Here is a 17,877-nt window from a genome sequence, read left to right on the forward strand (position 1 = left end):
TCGTCGGCGTCGTCACACGCCGCAAGCCCGAGACGCCGCCGTCGATGTTCACCGATCATCCGGAGTGGCTGGTCGCAGCTCGGTGGCTGTTCCTGATCGGCTGCACGATCCTCGGGTTCTGGAACACCATCCGCGCGGTCATCGAAGAACTGGTGGCGCAGACGCTGATCCTGTACGTCCCGGTTCTCGTGGTCCTCGTGCTGATCGCGGTCATCGGTGTCTCGTGGCGCGACGTCGACGAGCTACCGATCTACGACCGGCAGACCGACGTCATCGTCGGCATGGTGGTGCTGATCTTGGCGCTGGCGATGAAGTACCTCGTCAATCCGCGGTATGCACGCGCATATCTGACGACCCACATCGATCTGCTCGCGCTGTGGCTGTTCGTGTTCGGGGCCGCGATCATGCTGTTCGGGTTGCGGCCGGTGACGCGTTATCGATGGGTGTGGCTGCTTTTCCTGCTCGTCTTCCCGCCGCCGGTGCGAGCGGCGGTTCTGCTGCTCGGCGGTACCTCGCTGGCAGCGGGTTTCATCCTGGTCCTGATGGCCGTCGCCGCGACCGCCATCGCGGTGGGCCACACGTGGCGGCGAAAACTCGTGGCGGCACTGCTGGCCGGCGCGATCGGTCTCGTCGCCCTGTTCACACTCAGTGCACTCGACGCGCCCCGCAATGTCGTGATCCCGTATCCGGCGCTGATCGCGGCGTTCGCGACATCGGTGTACATGCTGTTCGACTACCGACGGCGCGGCGGCCGAAAGTGGTCGCCGCCCGTGGCCGGTCAGATCCGCCCGCCCAAGGTCGCCTTCGTCGGCCGTCCCGGCCTGGTGGTGCTGCTTGTCGCGATCCTGTTGGCGCTCAATCCCACTCCGCCGGTGGGCAGCAACTACCAGAGCAACCGGTACCCACAGCTCGACATCGGTGAACCGCTGGTGGTGCCCGCGGGTTGGCGGCAGGAGTCCTTCGGTGTCTACGGCTGGGTGTCGCGGCTGTACGGACCGGGCGCCGTGCTCATCCGGCAGGTCATGCTCCAGACCCGGGGGAACCGCGCATACGACAAGTTCGCGCGCCCGAGGCGGGTGGTCGTCGACAGCGTCGACAGTCGGCGACCGCTGGTCCTCGACGTCTACCAGGACATCTTCCGGTACGACCTGTCCGACGAGCGGTCGAGCATGCCCGTCGAGGTCGACCTGTCCAACGGCGTGCGGGGACGCCTGTGGAGTGTCGTCGACGACGAGCGGTACCTCACGTACACGGTGTTGTCGTGGCGGTGGAACAACGGCAGCCGCACCCAGCAGATCATGCTGTGGGCGGTCGACAACCACGAGCCCGAGGCCTACTTCCCGGAGCCGCGCATCACGATCCTCGCGAACATGAACTCACTGCTGACGATCCTGTTGCGAGGCAACTCCGTACTGCTGGACACCGACCCACAGCTCAAGGATCGGGACCTGCTCGTCGGCCTCGCCGGCGGACTCATCCGGGCTCAGCTCGGTGCCGCAGAGGGGCCGGCGAGATGAGCATCGAGGAGGCGGACGCCGGCCGAGCCGGGGCCGATGCGGACGCGCCGGGAGTCGCGCGCAGCACGCGGCCGAGCAGACCGGTGCCCGACCTGCTCGCCGACCCGGAGTATCGCGCGCAGGCCCTCGAGGATGCCGTCAACCGACTGCGCAACGCCGACGAGGACATGTCGGCCTCGGTGGCGTTCAGCCGAATCCAGAAGATCATCGGATTCACCCTGCTCGGCATCATCGCCGTCGCGATGGCGATCGAACCGGTCGGCACCTGCGCGACCCTGGTGTCGATCGCGACCATCGGGTACGTGGTCACCCTCGCCGACCGCCTGGTGATCTTCCGGCGCGGACTGGTCAACGGAGCCATCCGCGTCTCCGACGAACAGGCCCGGTCCATCCCCGACGACGAGTTGCCTGCCTACACCGTGTTCGTCCCGGCCTACGGGGAGCCCGAAGTGGTGGGGCAACTGGTGGCCGCGATGGAGACGATCGAGTACCCGCGGGACAAACTACAGGTCCTGTTGCTTCTCGAGGAGGACGACGAGCCGACGATCGAGGCGGCGCGCGGGGTGGAGGACAACGGGATCGTCACCGTCGTCCTGACCCCGCCGGCCCAACCGCGGACCAAACCGAAGGCCTGCAACTACGGCATGCACTTCGCGACCGGCGACATCGTCACGATCTTCGACGCCGAGGACAAACCCGATCCGCTGCAGCTGCGTCGCGCGGTCCACGTGCTCAACAACTCCGGCGATGACTCGGTGGTCTGTGTCCAGGGCAAGCTGAGCTTCCACAACGTGCGCGACAACCTGCTGACCGAATGGTTCACCGCCGACTACGGCATCTGGTTCGGGTTCCTGCTGCCGGGCATGATGGTCAGCCGGGCGCCGATCCCGTTGGGCGGCACGTCGAATCATTTCCGGCGCGACGTCCTCGACACGATCGGCGCCTGGGATCCGTACAACGTGACCGAGGACGCCGACCTCGGTGTCCGCATCGCCGACCACGGTTACCGCACCCTCGTGCTGGACTCGGTCACGATGGAAGAGGCCAACGTCGATCCCATCAACTGGGTCCGTCAGCGCTCCCGTTGGTACAAGGGCTACATGCAGACGTGGCTCGTCCACATGCGTCACCCGGTCAAGTTGTGGCACATCCTCGGGCCCGTCGCATTCGTGCGTTTCACGCTGCTGATCGCCGGGACCCCGGTCATCGCCTGCCTGAACATGGTGTTCTGGCTGATCCTGGCGCTGTGGATCGGCGGACAGCCACCTGTCGTCGCCGAACTGTTCCCCGGGCCGATCTACTACCTGTCGCTCATCTCGCTGTTGCTGGGCAACGGCGCCGCGCTGTACATGAACCTCATCGCGATCCGCGAGGACGACCGCAGTGAACTGCTCGTCTCGGCGCTGCTGATCCCGCTGTACTGGCTGATGATGAGTGTTGCCGCCATCAAGGGCATGTGGCAGATCCTGGTCAATCCTTCGTACTGGGAGAAGACCTTTCACGGACTGTCCACGAGCAGTGCGCCGGAGTCGGCGAACGGTGCCGCGGAGGAAGCCGGGGAACCGAAGAGCGGGGGACCGACGTGACCCGCCGCGTCCCGCCCGGGGTGCTCATCTTCCTCGCGACGTGGATTCCGTACCTCGTGATCGGTGTCTATCTCGCCGCCGAGGTGCAGCTGTTCTTCGGTGACGCGCTGTCGCGCGTCCAGTCGGCACAGAGCGTCCTGTTCAGCCGGACACCGCATCTCGCGGCGATCGGCTTCGTCTTCACCCCGCTCACCGCCGTCGTCCAGCTACCTCTCACCGCGCTGACCCCGTGGATCCCCGAGATGACGACGCAGGCGCTCTCGGCGGTGATCATGTCCTCGGCCTTCATGGCGGGTTCGGTGGTCCAGGCGTCGGGGATCGCGCGTGACCAGGGCCTGCGACCACTGGTGGCAGGCACTTTCACGGTCTTCTATGCGATCAACCCGATGATCGTCCTGTACGCGGCAAACGGGATGAGCGAGGCGCCCTACCTCTTCTTTCTCGCGTGGGCCTCCCGTCGTCTGATCCGGTGGGTCTCCTCCGACGATGTCCACGAACTCGTCGTGGCCGGTATCGCACTCGGGTTGTCCTACCTCACCCGCTACGACGGCGGAGCCGCCGCACTCGCCGCGGCGTTGGTCGTCGGCTGGGTGACCTATTCGCGGCACGATCGCCGAAAACGGGTGTCGCGCACGCTGCTCGACATCACCCTGGTCGTGGCGCCGAGCGCACTGGCGTTCCTGGCCTGGGCTGCGGCCGGGTGGTTGATCACGGGGGACGCCTTCGCGCAGTTCACCTCCGAGTACGGTAACGCCTCGATCATCGCGCAGTCCGGTGGTAGTGGATCGTCGACGACCGGGGCCGCGGTCGAGTTCTCGCTGACCGAGATGTTCATCCTCGCCCCGTTGCTGCCGGTGCTGCTCCTCGGACTGATCGGCGTACGCGCCCGGCGCAACCGGCTCGCGCCGCTGTTGCCGGCGCTGCTGATCCTGGCGGTGCTCGCCTTCCAGGTCTTCGGCTACTCGCGCGGGTCGACGTTCGGCTTCCTGCGCTTCTACATGACCGTCATCCTGCTCGCCGCGGTCGTCGCGCTGTTGTCGGTCCCGCTGCGGCGGCAGGTCCCGATGCGGCGTCAGGGAGCGCACGCCGACCTCCTGCCGGCACGGCCTTATGCCTCGCGCTGGGGGTACAAGATCGCGGCGACGGTCGTGATCGTGGTGGTGGCCACCGCGATCCCGGTCACCGCCGTCGGCATGACGTCGCCGAAATACGCGCCCCAGGAGTTCGCCCTCGGATCGGTGGTCGATCCGCGCCCGGACTCTGTGGACCAGAAGTACCTCGACGAGCAGCGGATCGTGCGGTCCTTCTCGACCGAGCGGGTACTCGCCGAGTATCTCGACGGCATGGACCTGCCCGACGGTGCGGTCCTGTGTGACACCGTGTATGGCTTCGCGGTGGTGGTCCAGTCCACGCGTCCTCGCCAGTTCGTCATCCCGTCGGATCGCGACTTCGCACAATTGCTCAACGACCCGGTGGGCGGCGGCGTCCGCTACTTCCTCACCGTGCCACCGGAAGGCCGGGGACTCTCCGACGCGATCAACCAGCGCTACCCGACCATCTACGAGAACGGCGCCCAGATCGGCGTTCTCATGCTCGAGGCGCGCAACCAGGGCGCAGATCTGCCGAACTGGCGGTTGTATCGGCTCGTGTGAGGCGTCCTGGTTCCGCTGGACAGTCGGGCCCGGGTGTTGTCATGAAGTGTTCTCGCGCACCACATTCCAGGCCGGGTCATTCGGTCCGATGTCGTAGGTGCACTCGGTGCCGCGTGGGTCGGGGACGAAGGACCACAGCAACGCGCCGGCGACTCCGGCGGCGCGATGCCGCGCGATGATGGACTCGAATTGCCCGGCCCGGTCCGCCACGGACCGACACGAGCCGGCTCGGATGCCGATCTCGTTGACCACCAGGGGTTTACCGAGGTCGCGCGCCTGTTCCAGACGCGCACGCAGGTTGCTGCCCGCGGGGCCGGATTCGGGGTCGACGTCGGAGCGGTAGTCATGGAAGTCGAGCACGTCCACGCCGGTCGAACGCCCGACCTCGGCGTAACCGGGCCCCGCGAGCCCGCATTGGTCGCCGCCCACGAGTCCCGCGAAGATCGGCCGGTCGGAGTCGAAGGTCCGCAGATGCGCCCCCGCCCGATCGAAGAACGAACGCAGCACCACCGTGGCGTCGTCGGGACAGGAGCGTGCCCGCCAGTCGCACGAGGTGGCTCCGCACTCGCTCGCCTCGGGTTCCCCGACCAGTTCCCACCCGGCGATCGACGGCTCGTCGTGCCACCGGGTCACCGCGATCTCGACCCACTCCGCAAACGTCAGCCCGCCCACGATCTCCTCGCCCTGCCAGCCGTCGACATAGAAGTCGCGGTCCTTGAACCGCTCGTCCTCACAGTCGCCCGAACCCCCGGTGAGCACCGGCAACACCATCTGTTGGTGCCGGGCAGCGGCCTCGAAGACCCGGTCGATCGGGCCGAAGTCGAGAAGCCCGCTGCGCTTGTCGACGGCGAAGACCGAGTACAGGTTGAATCTGGTGAGTGCGCGGGGTGGGAGTTTGTCGAAGTACTCGTCGACGTCGACCTGAGCGCCACAGCCACGGTTGATCGACCAGTCGGTGCTGAGCTGATAGGCGTTGAAACCCGCGGGCCACCAGGGTTTCCCGTCGAGCAGTAAACCCGTGGGAGTTGCCGAGGCCCGATGCGACAGGGTCGACTCCGACGGCCCGGGGGCCGGGGTGCGGGCGCATCCGGCCACGCACGACAGCACCACGACGATCGCGGTGAGTATCACCCCGACCGCCCGCATTGGCGTGCGCCGGCGGACCACATGGTGCAGGCTACCCGTCACCTAAGGTGTCGGTATGTCGACGGGGTTAGACAACGCGGGTGCCGGGGCGGCCGCACGAGCCCGCGGGCGGTGGCGCACCGCAGCCGGCGTCCTGGCCGCCGCGGTGGTCCTGTCCGCCTGCGGGACCACCGATCCGGTCGAGCCCGGACCGAGTGCTTCGGGATCGGGCACAACGGGATCGGGCGCACCCGGATCGAGCGCGACGAGTCCGTCGCCGACCCCGTACTCGTCGGGGCCGTACTCGTCGAACCCGACGCAGAGCGTCCCGACGATCGTCTACCGCCCGCCCTACATCGAGCGAACCGAATGGACCGACACCGCTGTCGGGCCGAGTCTCTCGGTGTTCCCCACGACCTCCGGGCGCTACACCACCCAACCCGACGCGATGACCGCCGCGTGGGTGGAGGTCCTCGCGCTCGACCCCTCCGCCGACACTCCCGGGATGCGGGCCCAGTTCGATTGCCACTGGCGGTTCGCGCGCCTCGTCGAACCCGAGAAGCCCAGCTGGAACCTCGAACCCGGCCGTCCCGTCGTCGCCGAGGAGGACATGGTCGGCGCAGGCTGCAATCCCGGCTTCGCCGAGGAGTGACAGATGCTGAGGAGCGAGTTTGCGAGCGTTAATCTCTGTTCCCTGAGGAGCGAGCGAAGCGAGCCACGAAGGGTGTAGCAACGTGTCTCACCGAGCCCTTCGTGGCTCGTCGCTTGCGCTCCTCGCACCTCAGGGAGCAGGGGTTATGCGGTTCTTTCGGATTAGGGAGCAGGGGGGTCGCTCCGCGCGCCTCAGGGAGCAGGGGGTCGCTTCCCTCAGGTCAGAGAGCAGCGGTTGTGTTGTTCCTCGGCTCAGCGCGTGCGATGCACGCGGCGGTTCCCGACGATCCGGCACACGACGTAGATCGCGAACGAGATGATCGTGACGAAGACCGACACGGGCAGTTTGGGAGCGAGTGACATCAGCAGCCCACCGACCGCCGCGACCTCGGCGAACACGACCGACAGCACCAGCGCGCGGGCCGGGCTCGACGTGACGCGAGCGGCCGCGGCGCCGGGGGTGATCATCAGCGACATCACGAGCAGCGCGCCGATGATCTGCACGCCCTGCGCGGCCGCGAGGCCCATGATGATCGCGAACACCACGGACAGGGTTCGGATGGGTACGCCCTGTGCCTGCGCCACGCGGGGATCGGTGGAGGCGAACAGCAGTGGCCGGTAGATCACGGCCAGCACGACGACGACGATGCCTGTGGTGATGGCGATCGCGACGAGGCCGTTGATCCCGACGCTGACGACCTGCCCGGTCAGCAGCGCGAACCCGGTGCCGATTCGGCCGTACAGCGCCAGGAACAGCACGCCGATGCCGAGTCCGAACGCCATCACGACGCCGATTACCGAATCCCGCTCGCGCGCCTTGTTGCCGAGGAAGCCGAACACCGCGGCGGCGATCACCGCGCCGATGACACCGCCGAGGTTCACGCTGAACCCGATCAGCAGCGCGGCGGCCGCGCCGGTCACCGAGAGCTCGCTGGCGCCGTGTACTGCGAAGGACATCTGGCGGGCGACGATCAGCGGGCCCAGCAGGCCACCGAGGAGGCCGAGCAGCACCATCGCGAGTATCGCCTGCTGCATGAAGTCGTAACCCAGCAGGTCGACGGTGGTGGAGAAATCCCAGAGGTCGCTGAACGAGCGGTCGGCGGCGGAGTACGTGATGCTCACACCGGCCCGCCCGACCTCGCCCCGCCCGACACGACCCCGCCCGGCTCGGTGTCCGCGGCGCAGTGATGGGCGTCCTCGCCGCCGATCACGACGAGTCGGCCGTTGACGCGCAGGACCTCGACGTCGCTGCCGTACAGCTCGCTCAGCGTCTCCGTCGTCATCACCTCGTGCGGTTGGCCGATGCGGAAGCGGCCGTCGACCAGGTAGAGGACGCGGTCGACGTAGGAGAGGATCGGATTGATCTCGTGGGTCACGAAGACGACCGCGGTCCCGGCCTCCCGTCGCCGCCGATCGATGAGATCGACGACCACCTGCTGGTTGGTCGGATCCAGGCTGGCGAGCGGTTCGTCGCACAGCAACAGTTCGGGGTCGCTCACCACCGCCTGCGCGACACGCAGGCGCTGCTGTTCGCCACCGGAAAGGACGCCGAGCGGGGCGTCGGCGTACGGCAGGGCGTCCACCGAACCGAGCGCACGGTCGACGAGTTCGCGTCGCCGGGCCTGTCCGCGCAGACCCACACCCCAGCGGCCGCCATCGACCCCGAACCCGACGAGGTCCCGGCCGCGGATTGCCATCGGGTCCGCGTCGTCCTCGGCGTGCTGCTGCGGGATGTACCCGACCGCGTGGGTGGTGGCCACGCTCCCGCGGTCCAGGGCGTACTGGCGCAACAGGACCCGTAGGAACGATGTCTTGCCCGAACCGTTCGGCCCGAGGACCGCGACGAACTCGCCGGGCTCGATCGTCAGATTCAGGTCGTCCCAGAGAATCCGGTCACCGAACGCGAGTCGGGCGCCGGTGAACGTGACGACCGGATGCTTGCCCGTTCCCGCCCCGCCGTCACCTGTCCCGCAGTCACCTGTCCCGCCGTCACTTGTCCCGGTCAATTGGATCCGGCACCCAGGGCCGCGGTCAGGGCGTCGATCTGTGCGTCCTGCCACACGATGTAGTCGGTGACGCCGTCGGGCAGGGTCTCGGTGAACTTCACGACGGGGACATTCGCCGATTCGGCGACATCGAGCATCGCCTGGGTGACGGGGTCCACGGCCTGCGTGTTGTAGATCAGCACCTTCGCGCGGCGGTCGGCGAGGATGTCCTGCAGGGCGGCGCGGTCGGCCGCCGCGGGCGACTGGCCCTCCTCCACGGCCTGGGTGAAGCCGGCCGGGGCGATGTCGACGAGTCCGGCCTCGCTCAGCATGTAACCCGCGAGCGGCTCGGTCTGGGCGACCTCGGTGCCCGCGTGCTGCTCCCGGATCGTCGTGAGCTCGTCCCGCAGGCCGTCGATGCCCGTGGTGAAGGTCTCGGCGTTGGCGCGGTAGGTCTCGGCGTTGTCCGGGTCCTGCTCGGCCAGCGCGTCGGCGACCTTGTCGGCAACCTGGGCGACGACCGGCAGGTCGTAGAAGACATGCTCGTTCTGATCGTCGTGCGAGTGGTCGTGCGCCCCGTCGGCGTGGTCGCCGCCTGACCCGTGGTCATCGCCGTGGTCGGAGTGCTCGCCGCCGGCCTCCGACGAGTGGTCCTCGCTGCCGAGCAGCGCGAACGCGTCGACGGCCGTCGCATCGGAGTTCGACGCGGCCTCCTCCATGTAGGAGTCGTAATGGCCGCCGTTGAAGACGAGGATGTCGGCGTCGGCGATGGTCGCGGTGTCCGCGGCCGACGGTTCGAACTCGTGCGGGTCACCGTCGGCGTTGTTGTACAGCGCCGTGACCTGCGCCTTGTCCCCGGCGACGGCGGACGCGACCGAACCCCATACGTTGGTGGAGGCGACCACGGTCGGGGGACCGTCGCTCCCGCCCGAGTCGCTCGAGCAGGCGGACAGCACGAGGGCGGCGGCGGACAGTACGCCGGCCGTGGCCAGCAGGGATTTCCTCATCGACAACCTTTACGCAAATGACAATCGTTACCGACAGCAGTCTAGGCGATCGTGGCGGCGCCCGTGCAGGGTGTCCGCGCGCCGGGGGACGAGCCGTCGGGCACGGCCCTTCTCTATGGTGGAGAGCATGACCTCGAGCCCGTCGCCGCGGCGTGTCGCGCTGATCTCCGTGCACACCTCGCCGCTGGCACAGCCGGGCACCGGTGATGCCGGGGGGATGAACGTCTATGTCTGGCAGACCGCCACTCGGCTGGCCCGTCGGGGGGTCGAGGTCGAGATCTTCACCCGGGCGACGTCGTCGGCCGATGCGCCGTCGGTCGCCGCGGCGCCCGGCGTCACCGTGCGCAACGTGGTCGCCGGTCCGTTCGAGGGGCTCGACAAGCGTGATCTGCCCGCCCAGCTGTGCGCGTTCACGGCCGGGGTCCTGCGCGCCGAGGCCGCCCAGGCGCCCGGCCACTACGACCTGATCCACTCGCACTACTGGCTCTCGGGACAGGTGGGCTGGCTCGCGCGCGACCGCTGGGGCGTCCCGCTGGTGCACACCGCGCACACCCTCGCCGCCGTCAAGAACGCGTCCCTGGCCGCGGGCGACACCGCCGAGCCGCAACTTCGGGTGATCGGCGAGCAGCAGGTCGTCGGCGAGGCCGATCGTCTGGTCGCCAACACGCAGACCGAAGCGGCCGAACTGCTCTCGATGTACGACGCCGCCGCAGATCGTATCGACGTGGTGACCCCTGGTGCCGATCTGGATTGCTACACAACGGGTTCGGCCTCGGCAGCCCGCGCGGCACTCGGTCTCGATCCCGACGAGATGATCGTGACCTTCGTCGGTCGCATCCAGCCGCTCAAGGCCCCCGACCTCCTGGTCGCGGCGGCCGCGCCCCTGATCCGGGAGTCCGCCACGGCCGGGCGCAAGCTGCGGGTCCTCATCGTCGGCGGACCGTCGGGGTCGGGACTGCAACGACCCACCGCTCTGATGGATCAGGTCGCCGAACTCGGGATCGCCGACTCGGTGACCTTCCTGCCGCCCCAGCCGGCGGATCGCCTCGTCCAGGTCTACCGGGCATCGGATGTCGTTGCGGTTCCCAGTCATTCGGAGAGTTTCGGGCTCGTCGCGATCGAGGCGCAGGCGTGCGGGACGCCCGTCATCGCCGCGAACGTGGGCGGTCTCGGTGTGGCCGTCGACGACGGCCGGACCGGCGTCCTGGTCAACGGGCACGGTGTGGGGGACTGGACCAACGCGCTCGAGAAGCTCCTCGTGCAACCCGACCGGCTCGTCGAACTCGGACACAACGCCCGTTCCCACGCCGAGCAGTTCTCCTGGGAGCACACGGTGGATCAGCTCCTGGAGAGCTACGGCCGTGCCATGCGGTCGTTCGCCGCACGGCAGGGTCCCGATCAGCAGGACGCGTCCGTGACCGCTGCGGCCTCGGCCCGTGTCCGACGCCGCTGGCGCCGCCGGCGCAACCGCGTCACCGTCTGAAGTCATCGAAGAGAGGATGCCGTGAGTCGCACCGAGGTCGTCGACCTGCTCGAGAAGACGCTGGGCGAGAACGAGATCGCCTTCACACGCAAGAGCGGCGGCGGCGCCGATGTCGACCACGTCGTCGTCGAGTTGCCCGGCGAACGAAAACTCACGACCACTGTGCTGCTGACGGCGAGCGAGCACGGCGTCCGGGTGGAGGCCTTCGTGTGCCGGCGACCCGACGAGAACCACGCCGGCGTGTACAAACACCTGCTGAAGCGCAATCGCCGGTTGTACGGCGTCGCCTACACCATCGACAACACCGGTGACATCTACCTGGTGGGCCGGATCTCCGCCGAGGCGGTGAGCTCCGGCGAGGTGGATCGCATCCTCGGACAGGTCCTCGAGGCGGCGGACGGCGACTTCAACACGCTTCTCGAACTCGGCTTCCTCACCTCGATCCAGCGTGAGTGGGCGTGGCGGGTGTCGCGTGGTGAGTCCCTGCGCAACCTGCTCGCGTTCGAGCACCTCATCGACAAGGAGTCGTTGCCGGAGGCGGGGGCGCCGCTCGAGGGACGCTATGTGCCGGGCGAGTCGGTGGTCGACGGTGCTCTTCAGGCGACTGACGTCGAGGCTCATCAGGCGACTGACGTCGAGGCTCTTCAGGCGACTGACGTCGGGACCGAATCGGACGAATCGTAGACTCACTCTGGAGAGGTCCACGTCACATCGTGTCAACATGCGTTGATACGATGCTGGCGAGAAATTCCCCTATGGAGGTGTCATGAGCTTCACGAGTCCGTTCCCTGACGTCGAGATCCCCGATGTGAGCGTGTTCGAGTTCCTGTTCGGCGCGGTGTCCGACGAGGACCTGTCCCGCACCGCGCTGGTGGACCCGAAGTCGGGGGCGACGACCACCTACGCGCAGCTGATCTCGCAGATCGACGCGGCCGCGGGTGCGCTGGCCTCGCGGGGTATCGGTGTGGGCGACGTGGTGGGCATCCTGTCGCCCAACATCCCGGCGTTCGCGACGGTGTTCCACGGCATCCTGCGCGCCGGTGGAACCGCGACGACGATCAACGCCTTGTTCACCGGGCCCGAGATCGCCAAGCAGCTGCGGGATTCGGGCGCCAAGATGCTGGTGACGATCTCGCCGATGCTGGAGCAGGCCAAGGCCGCCGCCGACGAGGCCGGGCTGGCGGATGCGGATCTGATCGTCCTCGACGGGGAGGGCCAGGACGCCTCGGGGCACCCCAACGCCGCCGATCTGCTGGGGGCAGGATTGTCCGCGCCGGAGGTGTCGTTCGATCCGTCGACCCATGTCGCGGTGCTGCCGTACTCGTCGGGGACGACCGGCAATCCGAAGGGTGTCGCGCTGTCACACCGCAACCTGGTCGCGAACGTCGCCCAGATCCGCCCGCTCCAGGGCATGGGTGCCGACGACGTGGTCATCGCGGTGCTGCCCTTCTTCCACATCTACGGCATGACCGTGCTGCTCAACGCCGCGCTCTACAACCGCGCGTCGCTGGTCGTGATGCCTCGTTTCGACCTCGTGGAGTTCCTGGAGAACATCCAGAACCACAAGGTGACGATGGCCTACATCGCGCCGCCGGTGGCCGTGGCGCTGGCCAAGCACCCGATCATCGACAACTACGACCTGTCCTCGCTGCACACGATGATGTCGGGTGCCGCGCCGCTCGACGACGAGCTGGGCCAGGCCGTCGCCAAGCGCCTCGACCTGCACATGCTGCAGGGCTACGGCATGAGCGAGTTGTCGCCGGTGAGTCACATCATCCCGGCCGACACCCCGGGGCTGCTGGGCCAGCAGGATCCGCCGCTGTCCTCGACGGGCTGGGCGGTACCCAACTCGGAGAACAAGATCGTCGACCCGGCGTCGGGTGCGGAGATCGAGCTGCCGAGCGAAGGACTGTCCGAACCCGGCGAGCTGTGGGTCAAGGGCCCCAACGTGATGCTCGGGTACCTGAACAACGATCAGGCGACCGCCGACACCATCGACGCCGACGGCTACCTGCACACCGGTGACATGGCGCAGGTCGACCCGACCGGGTGCGTGTACATCGTCGACCGGCTCAAGGAGCTCATCAAGTACAAGGGCTACCAGGTGCCGCCCGCCGAGCTCGAGGCGCTGCTGCTGACCAACGACAGGATCGCCGACGCGGCCGTGATCGGCGTCATCGAGCCGGAATCGGGCGAGGAGATCCCGAAGGCGTTCGTGGTCCGCCAGACCGGTGCGGAGATCTCCGCCGACGAGGTGATCGAGTTCGTGGCGTCGAAGGTCGCCCCGCACAAGAAGGTCCGGGCCGTCGAGTTCATCGAGACGATCCCCAAGTCCGCCTCGGGGAAGATCCTGCGCAAGGACCTCCGAAAGTAGTTTCCGCCGGGGTGTCGAGAATGCGGTGCCGGCTCCGTCCCAGGGATACGAGCGACCGAGAACCGGCCGCACTCACCGTGAGGAGACATCATGAAGTACCTGCTGCTGAAGCACTATCGCGGCGCCCCGGCACCGGAGGTCGACGTTCCGATGGATCAGTGGACCCCCGACGAGGTCGACGCCCATATCCGCTACATGTCGGACTTCGCGTCGAAGCTGGAGGGGACCGGTGAGTTCGTCGACGCCCAGGCGCTCGCTCCGGAGGGCGCGTTCGTGCGTTCCGACGGAGCGGGCCGGCCGCCGGTCACCGACGGTCCGTTCCCCGAGACCAAGGATCTGATCGCGGGCTGGATGATCATCGACGTCGAGTCCTGGGACCGCGCCGTCGAACTCGCCGGGGAACTGTCGGCGGCCCCGGGCAAGGACGGCAAGCCCATCCACGAATGGCTGGAGGTGCGGCCCTTCCTCACCGCACCGCAGACCGTCACCGAGTGACCGAGCGCCCTTCGGTGGACGATTCTCGGTTGCGGACACTGGTTCCCGAGGTCATCGGGGTCCTCGTCCGGCGCGGAGCGGACTTCGCGTCGGCCGAGGATGCCGTCTCTGAGGCGCTCATCAAGGCGCTGCAGACCTGGCCCGACGACCCGCCTCGGGACGAGAAGGCGTGGCTCGTCGCGGTGGCCTGGCACAGATTCCTGGACTCCGCGCGGGCGGCGTCGTCCCGGCGGGAGCGCGAGATCGCGATGGAGGCTGCCGAGCCCCGAGAACGAGGTCCCCGCGATCCGGTGCCGTCGACGGATGACACCCTCGCCCTCTTCTTTCTCTGCGCGCATCCCCGGTTGTCGTCGAATGCCGCTGTCGCGCTCACGCTCCGCGCGGTGGGCGGCCTGACCACCCGGCAGATCGCCGAGGCGCACCTCGTGCCGGAGGCGACGATGGCGCAACGGATCAGCCGAGCGAAACGGACCATCGCGGGAACCCCTCTCGATCGGCCGGGCGACCTGACGACCGTGCTACGCGTCCTCTACCTGATCTTCAACGAGGGGTACGGCGGCGACCTCGATCTGGCCGCCGAGGCGATCCGCCTGACCCGCCAGTTGGCCTCGCTCACCGACGAACCCGAAGTGGCCGGTCTCCTCGCGTTGATGCTCATCCACCACGCCCGGCGGCCGTCGCGGACCGGACCGGGGGGCCGTCTCGTCCCGCTCGCGGCACAGGACCGGACGCGATGGGACACTGCGCTGATCGCGGAGGGAGTCGACATCCTGCAGGACGCGCTGGGCCGCGACCGGTTGGGCGAGTTCCAGGCCCAGGCCGCCATCGCCGCCCTCCACGCGGACGCCGCATCCTTCGACGAGACCGACTGGCTGCAGATCGTCGAATGGTACGACGAGCTGTTGCGGCTCACCGACAGTCCGGTGGTGCGGCTCAACCGCGCGGTCGCCGTGGGACACGCCGACGGTCCGGCGGCCGGACTCGCGGCGTTGGCTGCGGTGCCGGACGCGATCCCGCGTCGCGACGCGGTGTCGGCGCACCTGCACGAGCGTGCCGGCGACCTCGCCCTCGCGGCCGACCTGTACGCGCAGGCGTCGCATGCCGCCGCCAGCATCGCCGAGCGTGAGCACCTCGCGAGAGAGGCCGCGCGGGTTCGTCAGGGGATCTCGTGCGGCGGGATGTCGTCGTAGGCGGAGGCCGGGGCGGTTCCGCTGCGCTTGTTCCACCAGTAGGTGATCGCCCACAGGATGACGCCCAGCAACAGCAGCCAGCCGGCGACCACGTACTGCTCGGGATCGCGCCCGGTGACGGGTAGCGTCAGGTAGCCGCAGGTGAGGGCACCTATGACCGCGATCGGCGTGTACGTGCGGAAGTGCTTGTGTCCCACCTTGTCCTTGCGCAGTACCAGGACGGACACGTTGACGACGGTGAACACGGCCAGCAGCAACAGCGCGGTGGTACCGCCGAGGAGTCCGACGATGGAACCCTTGGGATCGGCGCTGACGTAGGCCAGCAGGCACAGCGCGACGACGGTGGTGAAGATGATCGCCGCGAACGGGGTCCGGCGACCGGGGTGGACGTAGGCCAGGAACTTCGGCAGCACACCCTGTTTGGCCATGCCGTAGAGCAGCCGGCTGGCCATCATCATGTTGATGAGGGCGGTGTTGGCGACGGCGAACATCGAGATCCACGGCAGCAGATCCGACATCGGGAAATCGGGGGCCGCCGTCTGCACGACGTCGACGAGCGGCGTCTCGCTCTCGGCGAGGACCCCGACCGGCACGATGGCCACCGCACAGATCGCGATGAGGATGTAGACCACGGCGGTGATCCCCAGCCCGCTCAGCATCACCTTCGGGAAGATCCGGACCGGGTCCTTGCATTCCTCGGCCATGTTGACCGAGTCCTCGAAACCGACGAGGGCGAAGAATGCCAGCGAGGTCGCCGCGGTCACGGCGATGAAGACGTTCTTGTCGTCGGGACTCTCGAACGCCACCACCGCGTCCCAGTGTTCGGCGTTGCCTCCGACGATGAACCAGTAACCGATGAACAGCACGAGCAACAGGCCCGTCAGCTCGACCATGGTGAGGACCACGTTGGTGCCGACGCCCTCGGCCACACCGCGGAAGTTGATGAACATGACCAGGAGCAGGAAGCCGATCGCGATGGCGAAGAGCGCCGGACTCGTCGCGTCGGGCGAATCGCCGCTGAACGCGGTCAGCATGTTCACCGCGAAGGCCCGGGATGCGGTGGTCGCCGAGGTGATTCCCGAACACATCACGGTGAACAGCACGATGAAGGTGATGAAGTGGACGCCGAATGCCTTGTGCACGTACAGCGCAGCGCCGGCGGCCTGCGGATACTTCGTCACCAGCTCCAGATAGGAGAACGCGGTCAGGGTCGCGACCGTGAAGGCGATCAGGAACGGGAGCCACGCCGCGCCGCCGACCTCACCGGCGACCTGCCCGGTGAGCGCATAGACGCCGGTGCCCAGGATGTCGCCGATGATGAACAGCAGCAACAGTTTCCAGCCCAAGACGCGTTTGAGCTCGGGCTGCTTCTCCGCATTCTGGCCGGTCGCACCGGCGTCTGTACTGGCTGACATGCGCTCACGCTAGACCTGCCCCGGTCCTTTCGCGCGGCGAATCGAGGGGATCGCTACCATTTCGTCGATCTGCGGGACGCACCGGGGGTCGGTCCGGGTTCTCACCGCCGGTGAGGAGAGGGTGCGCACTGTCTGTGGAAAACTATCGGCCATGAGCAACGGCACCTTGATCCTGATGCGTCACGGCGAGAGCGAATGGAATGCGTCCAACCAGTTCACCGGCTGGGTCGATGTGGCGCTGACCGACAAGGGCAAGGCCGAGGCCGAGCGTGGCGGCGAGCTGCTCGTCGAACACGATCTGCTGCCCGACGTCGTCTACACGTCACTGCTGCGTCGCGCGATCACGACCGCGCACATCGCCCTCGACCGGGCCGACCGGCTGTGGATTCCGGTGATCCGCGACTGGCGACTGAACGAACGCCACTACGGCGCGCTGCAGGGCCTCAACAAGGCCGAGACCAAGGAGAAGTACGGCGACGAACAGTTCATGCTGTGGCGTCGTAGCTACGACACCCCGCCGCCGGCGATCGAGCCCGACGCCGAGTACAGCCAGGTCGGCGATGCGCGCTACGCCGACCTCGCCGAGGTTCCGCTGACCGAGTGCCTCAAGGATGTCGTCGATCGCTTCATCCCGTACTACCTCGAGACGATCGTCGCCGATGTCCGCGCCGGCAAGACGGTGCTGCTGGCGGCGCACGGGAACTCGCTGCGTGCGCTCGTCAAGCACCTCGACGGCATCTCCGACGAGGACATCGCGGGCCTGAACATCCCCACCGGCAACCCGCTTCGCTACGACCTCGACGACGACCTGAAGCCGCTGAACCCCGGTGGTACCTACCTCGACCCGGAGGCCGCGGCCGCCGGCGCCGCCGCGGTCGCCGCCCAGGGTCAGAAGTGAGCAGCTAGTCCACCCGGAGATCCGGACGTGGCACGTTTCGCCATGGCGTCGACGGTGTGGCGCGCGCTACATTAGACGGCATGGCGGAGTCGGGCACCCTGCGAATCGAGCACTCACCTGCCCAGGAGCGGTATGAGGCGATCCTCGTCGCCGACCCCTCGTCCCCCGCGGAGGACGAGGTCGTCGGTTACGTCGACTATGTCTCCGAGCCCTATCAGGTGGTCGTCACGCACACCGTGATCCGGGAGCAGTTCAGCGGACACGGCTATGCGGGACAACTGGTCCGGGCGGTCCTCGAGGACATCCGGCGCGACGGTAAGCAGGTCGTGCCGGTCTGCTCCTACGTGCAACGTTTCATCGAGCGCCACCCCGAGTTCGCCGACATGGCGGTACCGGTTCCCCAGTGATTGACCCGGTCGTCCCGGTCTCCACCCTCGCAGGATCTCCGGCCAACTCCGTGTGAACAACTGCCGAACTCCTTCGTCAGATGTGCGTTCGG

The 17,877-nt window shown here is 67.9% G+C and carries 16 protein-coding genes; 11 read left to right on the forward strand and 5 right to left on the reverse strand.

Annotated elements, in window-relative coordinates; all coding sequences use genetic code 11:
- Window positions 1-44: 44 nt before the first annotated feature.
- The 3 genes from ACFW3F_RS02560 to ACFW3F_RS02570 are packed head-to-tail and all read left to right on the forward strand — an operon-like array spanning window position 45 to window position 4,755.
- On the forward strand, window positions 45-1,517 hold the full coding sequence (locus ACFW3F_RS02560; RefSeq protein ID WP_388054155.1) for a hypothetical protein: 1,473 nt from the start codon (window positions 45-47) through the stop codon (window positions 1,515-1,517).
- Window positions 1,514-3,103 (forward strand): glycosyltransferase, encoded by a 1,590-nt coding sequence (locus tag ACFW3F_RS02565; RefSeq protein ID WP_388054008.1) that lies wholly within the window; start codon window positions 1,514-1,516, stop codon window positions 3,101-3,103. Before ACFW3F_RS02560 ends, ACFW3F_RS02565 begins: the two co-directional genes overlap by 4 nt.
- Window positions 3,100-4,755 (forward strand): ABC transporter, encoded by a 1,656-nt coding sequence (locus ACFW3F_RS02570; protein WP_388054010.1) that lies wholly within the window; start codon window positions 3,100-3,102, stop codon window positions 4,753-4,755. Before ACFW3F_RS02565 ends, ACFW3F_RS02570 begins: the two co-directional genes overlap by 4 nt.
- 39 nt (window positions 4,756-4,794) lie before the next feature.
- On the opposite strand, the gene ACFW3F_RS02575 is transcribed toward ACFW3F_RS02570, so the two are convergent.
- On the reverse strand, window positions 4,795-5,901 hold the full coding sequence (locus ACFW3F_RS02575) for a beta-mannosidase (RefSeq protein ID WP_388054157.1): 1,107 nt from the start codon (window positions 5,899-5,901) through the stop codon (window positions 4,795-4,797).
- A 55-nt stretch (window positions 5,902-5,956) separates the two neighbouring features.
- On the opposite strand from ACFW3F_RS02575, the gene ACFW3F_RS02580 reads away from it, so the two are divergent.
- On the forward strand, window positions 5,957-6,532 hold the full coding sequence (locus ACFW3F_RS02580) for a DUF2599 domain-containing protein (RefSeq protein ID WP_388054012.1): 576 nt from the start codon (window positions 5,957-5,959) through the stop codon (window positions 6,530-6,532).
- A 251-nt stretch (window positions 6,533-6,783) separates the two neighbouring features.
- On the opposite strand, the gene ACFW3F_RS02585 is transcribed toward ACFW3F_RS02580, so the two are convergent.
- From ACFW3F_RS02585 to ACFW3F_RS02595, 3 genes are read right to left on the reverse strand one after another with little or no spacing between them, the layout of a single operon-like run.
- Window positions 6,784-7,653: a metal ABC transporter permease gene (locus ACFW3F_RS02585; RefSeq protein WP_388054014.1), complete on the reverse strand. Its 870-nt coding sequence runs from the start codon at window positions 7,651-7,653 to the stop codon at window positions 6,784-6,786.
- On the reverse strand, window positions 7,650-8,537 hold the full coding sequence (locus tag ACFW3F_RS02590) for a metal ABC transporter ATP-binding protein (RefSeq protein ID WP_388054016.1): 888 nt from the start codon (window positions 8,535-8,537) through the stop codon (window positions 7,650-7,652). Before ACFW3F_RS02590 ends, ACFW3F_RS02585 begins: the two co-directional genes overlap by 4 nt.
- A complete protein-coding gene (locus ACFW3F_RS02595; protein WP_388054018.1) occupies window positions 8,534-9,523 on the reverse strand; it encodes a metal ABC transporter solute-binding protein, Zn/Mn family in 990 nt (329 codons plus the stop codon). Before ACFW3F_RS02595 ends, ACFW3F_RS02590 begins: the two co-directional genes overlap by 4 nt.
- A 127-nt stretch (window positions 9,524-9,650) precedes the next feature.
- Between ACFW3F_RS02595 and mshA the strand changes: the two genes are divergently transcribed.
- The 5 genes from mshA to ACFW3F_RS02620 all read left to right on the forward strand — a co-directional run bounded on the left by mshA (window position 9,651) and on the right by ACFW3F_RS02620 (window position 15,065).
- Window positions 9,651-11,006, forward strand: a complete 1,356-nt coding sequence (mshA, locus tag ACFW3F_RS02600) for a D-inositol-3-phosphate glycosyltransferase (RefSeq protein WP_388054020.1) — start codon at window positions 9,651-9,653, stop codon at window positions 11,004-11,006.
- A gap of 21 nt (window positions 11,007-11,027) precedes the next feature.
- Window positions 11,028-11,690 (forward strand): YbjN domain-containing protein, encoded by a 663-nt coding sequence (locus ACFW3F_RS02605; protein WP_388054022.1) that lies wholly within the window; start codon window positions 11,028-11,030, stop codon window positions 11,688-11,690.
- An 82-nt stretch (window positions 11,691-11,772) separates the two neighbouring features.
- On the forward strand, window positions 11,773-13,380 hold the full coding sequence (locus ACFW3F_RS02610; protein ID WP_388054023.1) for an AMP-binding protein: 1,608 nt from the start codon (window positions 11,773-11,775) through the stop codon (window positions 13,378-13,380).
- An 87-nt stretch (window positions 13,381-13,467) separates the two neighbouring features.
- Complete coding sequence (locus ACFW3F_RS02615; protein ID WP_388054159.1) at window positions 13,468-13,875, forward strand: YciI family protein; 408 nt, start codon at window positions 13,468-13,470, stop codon at window positions 13,873-13,875.
- Window positions 13,876-13,889: 14 nt separating this feature from the next.
- Window positions 13,890-15,065 (forward strand): RNA polymerase sigma factor, encoded by a 1,176-nt coding sequence (locus ACFW3F_RS02620; RefSeq protein WP_388054161.1) that lies wholly within the window; start codon window positions 13,890-13,892, stop codon window positions 15,063-15,065.
- On the opposite strand, the gene ACFW3F_RS02625 is transcribed toward ACFW3F_RS02620, so the two are convergent.
- Window positions 15,032-16,480 (reverse strand): APC family permease, encoded by a 1,449-nt coding sequence (locus ACFW3F_RS02625; protein ID WP_388054025.1) that lies wholly within the window; start codon window positions 16,478-16,480, stop codon window positions 15,032-15,034. The genes ACFW3F_RS02620 and ACFW3F_RS02625 overlap by 34 nt on opposite strands.
- 151 nt (window positions 16,481-16,631) lie before the next feature.
- On the opposite strand from ACFW3F_RS02625, the gene ACFW3F_RS02630 reads away from it, so the two are divergent.
- Entirely contained in the window at window positions 16,632-17,378 is a 747-nt protein-coding gene (locus ACFW3F_RS02630) for a phosphoglyceromutase (protein WP_388054027.1), read from the forward strand.
- A gap of 80 nt (window positions 17,379-17,458) precedes the next feature.
- The gene (locus ACFW3F_RS02635; protein WP_388054029.1) at window positions 17,459-17,785 is read left to right on the forward strand and encodes a GNAT family N-acetyltransferase; all 327 of its coding nucleotides are present in this window, start codon (window positions 17,459-17,461) and stop codon (window positions 17,783-17,785) included.
- Window positions 17,786-17,877 lie beyond the last annotated feature (92 nt).

It is taken from the genome of Gordonia sp. NPDC058843, assembly GCF_042743165.1.
GTDB lineage: Bacteria > Actinomycetota > Actinomycetes > Mycobacteriales > Mycobacteriaceae > Gordonia.

Coding starts and splice junctions, on each gene's coding strand:
- ACFW3F_RS02560 (WP_388054155.1), top strand. CDS start 45: ATGTTCACCGATCATCCGGAGTGGCTGGTCGCAGCTCGGTGGCTGTTC.
- ACFW3F_RS02565 (WP_388054008.1), top strand. CDS start 1,514: ATGAGCATCGAGGAGGCGGACGCCGGCCGAGCCGGGGCCGATGCGGAC.
- ACFW3F_RS02575 (WP_388054157.1), bottom strand. CDS start 5,901: ATGCGGGCGGTCGGGGTGATACTCACCGCGATCGTCGTGGTGCTGTCG.
- ACFW3F_RS02580 (WP_388054012.1), top strand. CDS start 5,957: ATGTCGACGGGGTTAGACAACGCGGGTGCCGGGGCGGCCGCACGAGCC.
- ACFW3F_RS02595 (WP_388054018.1), bottom strand. CDS start 9,523: ATGAGGAAATCCCTGCTGGCCACGGCCGGCGTACTGTCCGCCGCCGCC.
- mshA (WP_388054020.1), top strand. CDS start 9,651: ATGACCTCGAGCCCGTCGCCGCGGCGTGTCGCGCTGATCTCCGTGCAC.
- ACFW3F_RS02610 (WP_388054023.1), top strand. CDS start 11,773: ATGAGCTTCACGAGTCCGTTCCCTGACGTCGAGATCCCCGATGTGAGC.
- ACFW3F_RS02625 (WP_388054025.1), bottom strand. CDS start 16,480: ATGTCAGCCAGTACAGACGCCGGTGCGACCGGCCAGAATGCGGAGAAG.
- ACFW3F_RS02630 (WP_388054027.1), top strand. CDS start 16,632: ATGAGCAACGGCACCTTGATCCTGATGCGTCACGGCGAGAGCGAATGG.
- ACFW3F_RS02635 (WP_388054029.1), top strand. CDS start 17,459: ATGGCGGAGTCGGGCACCCTGCGAATCGAGCACTCACCTGCCCAGGAG.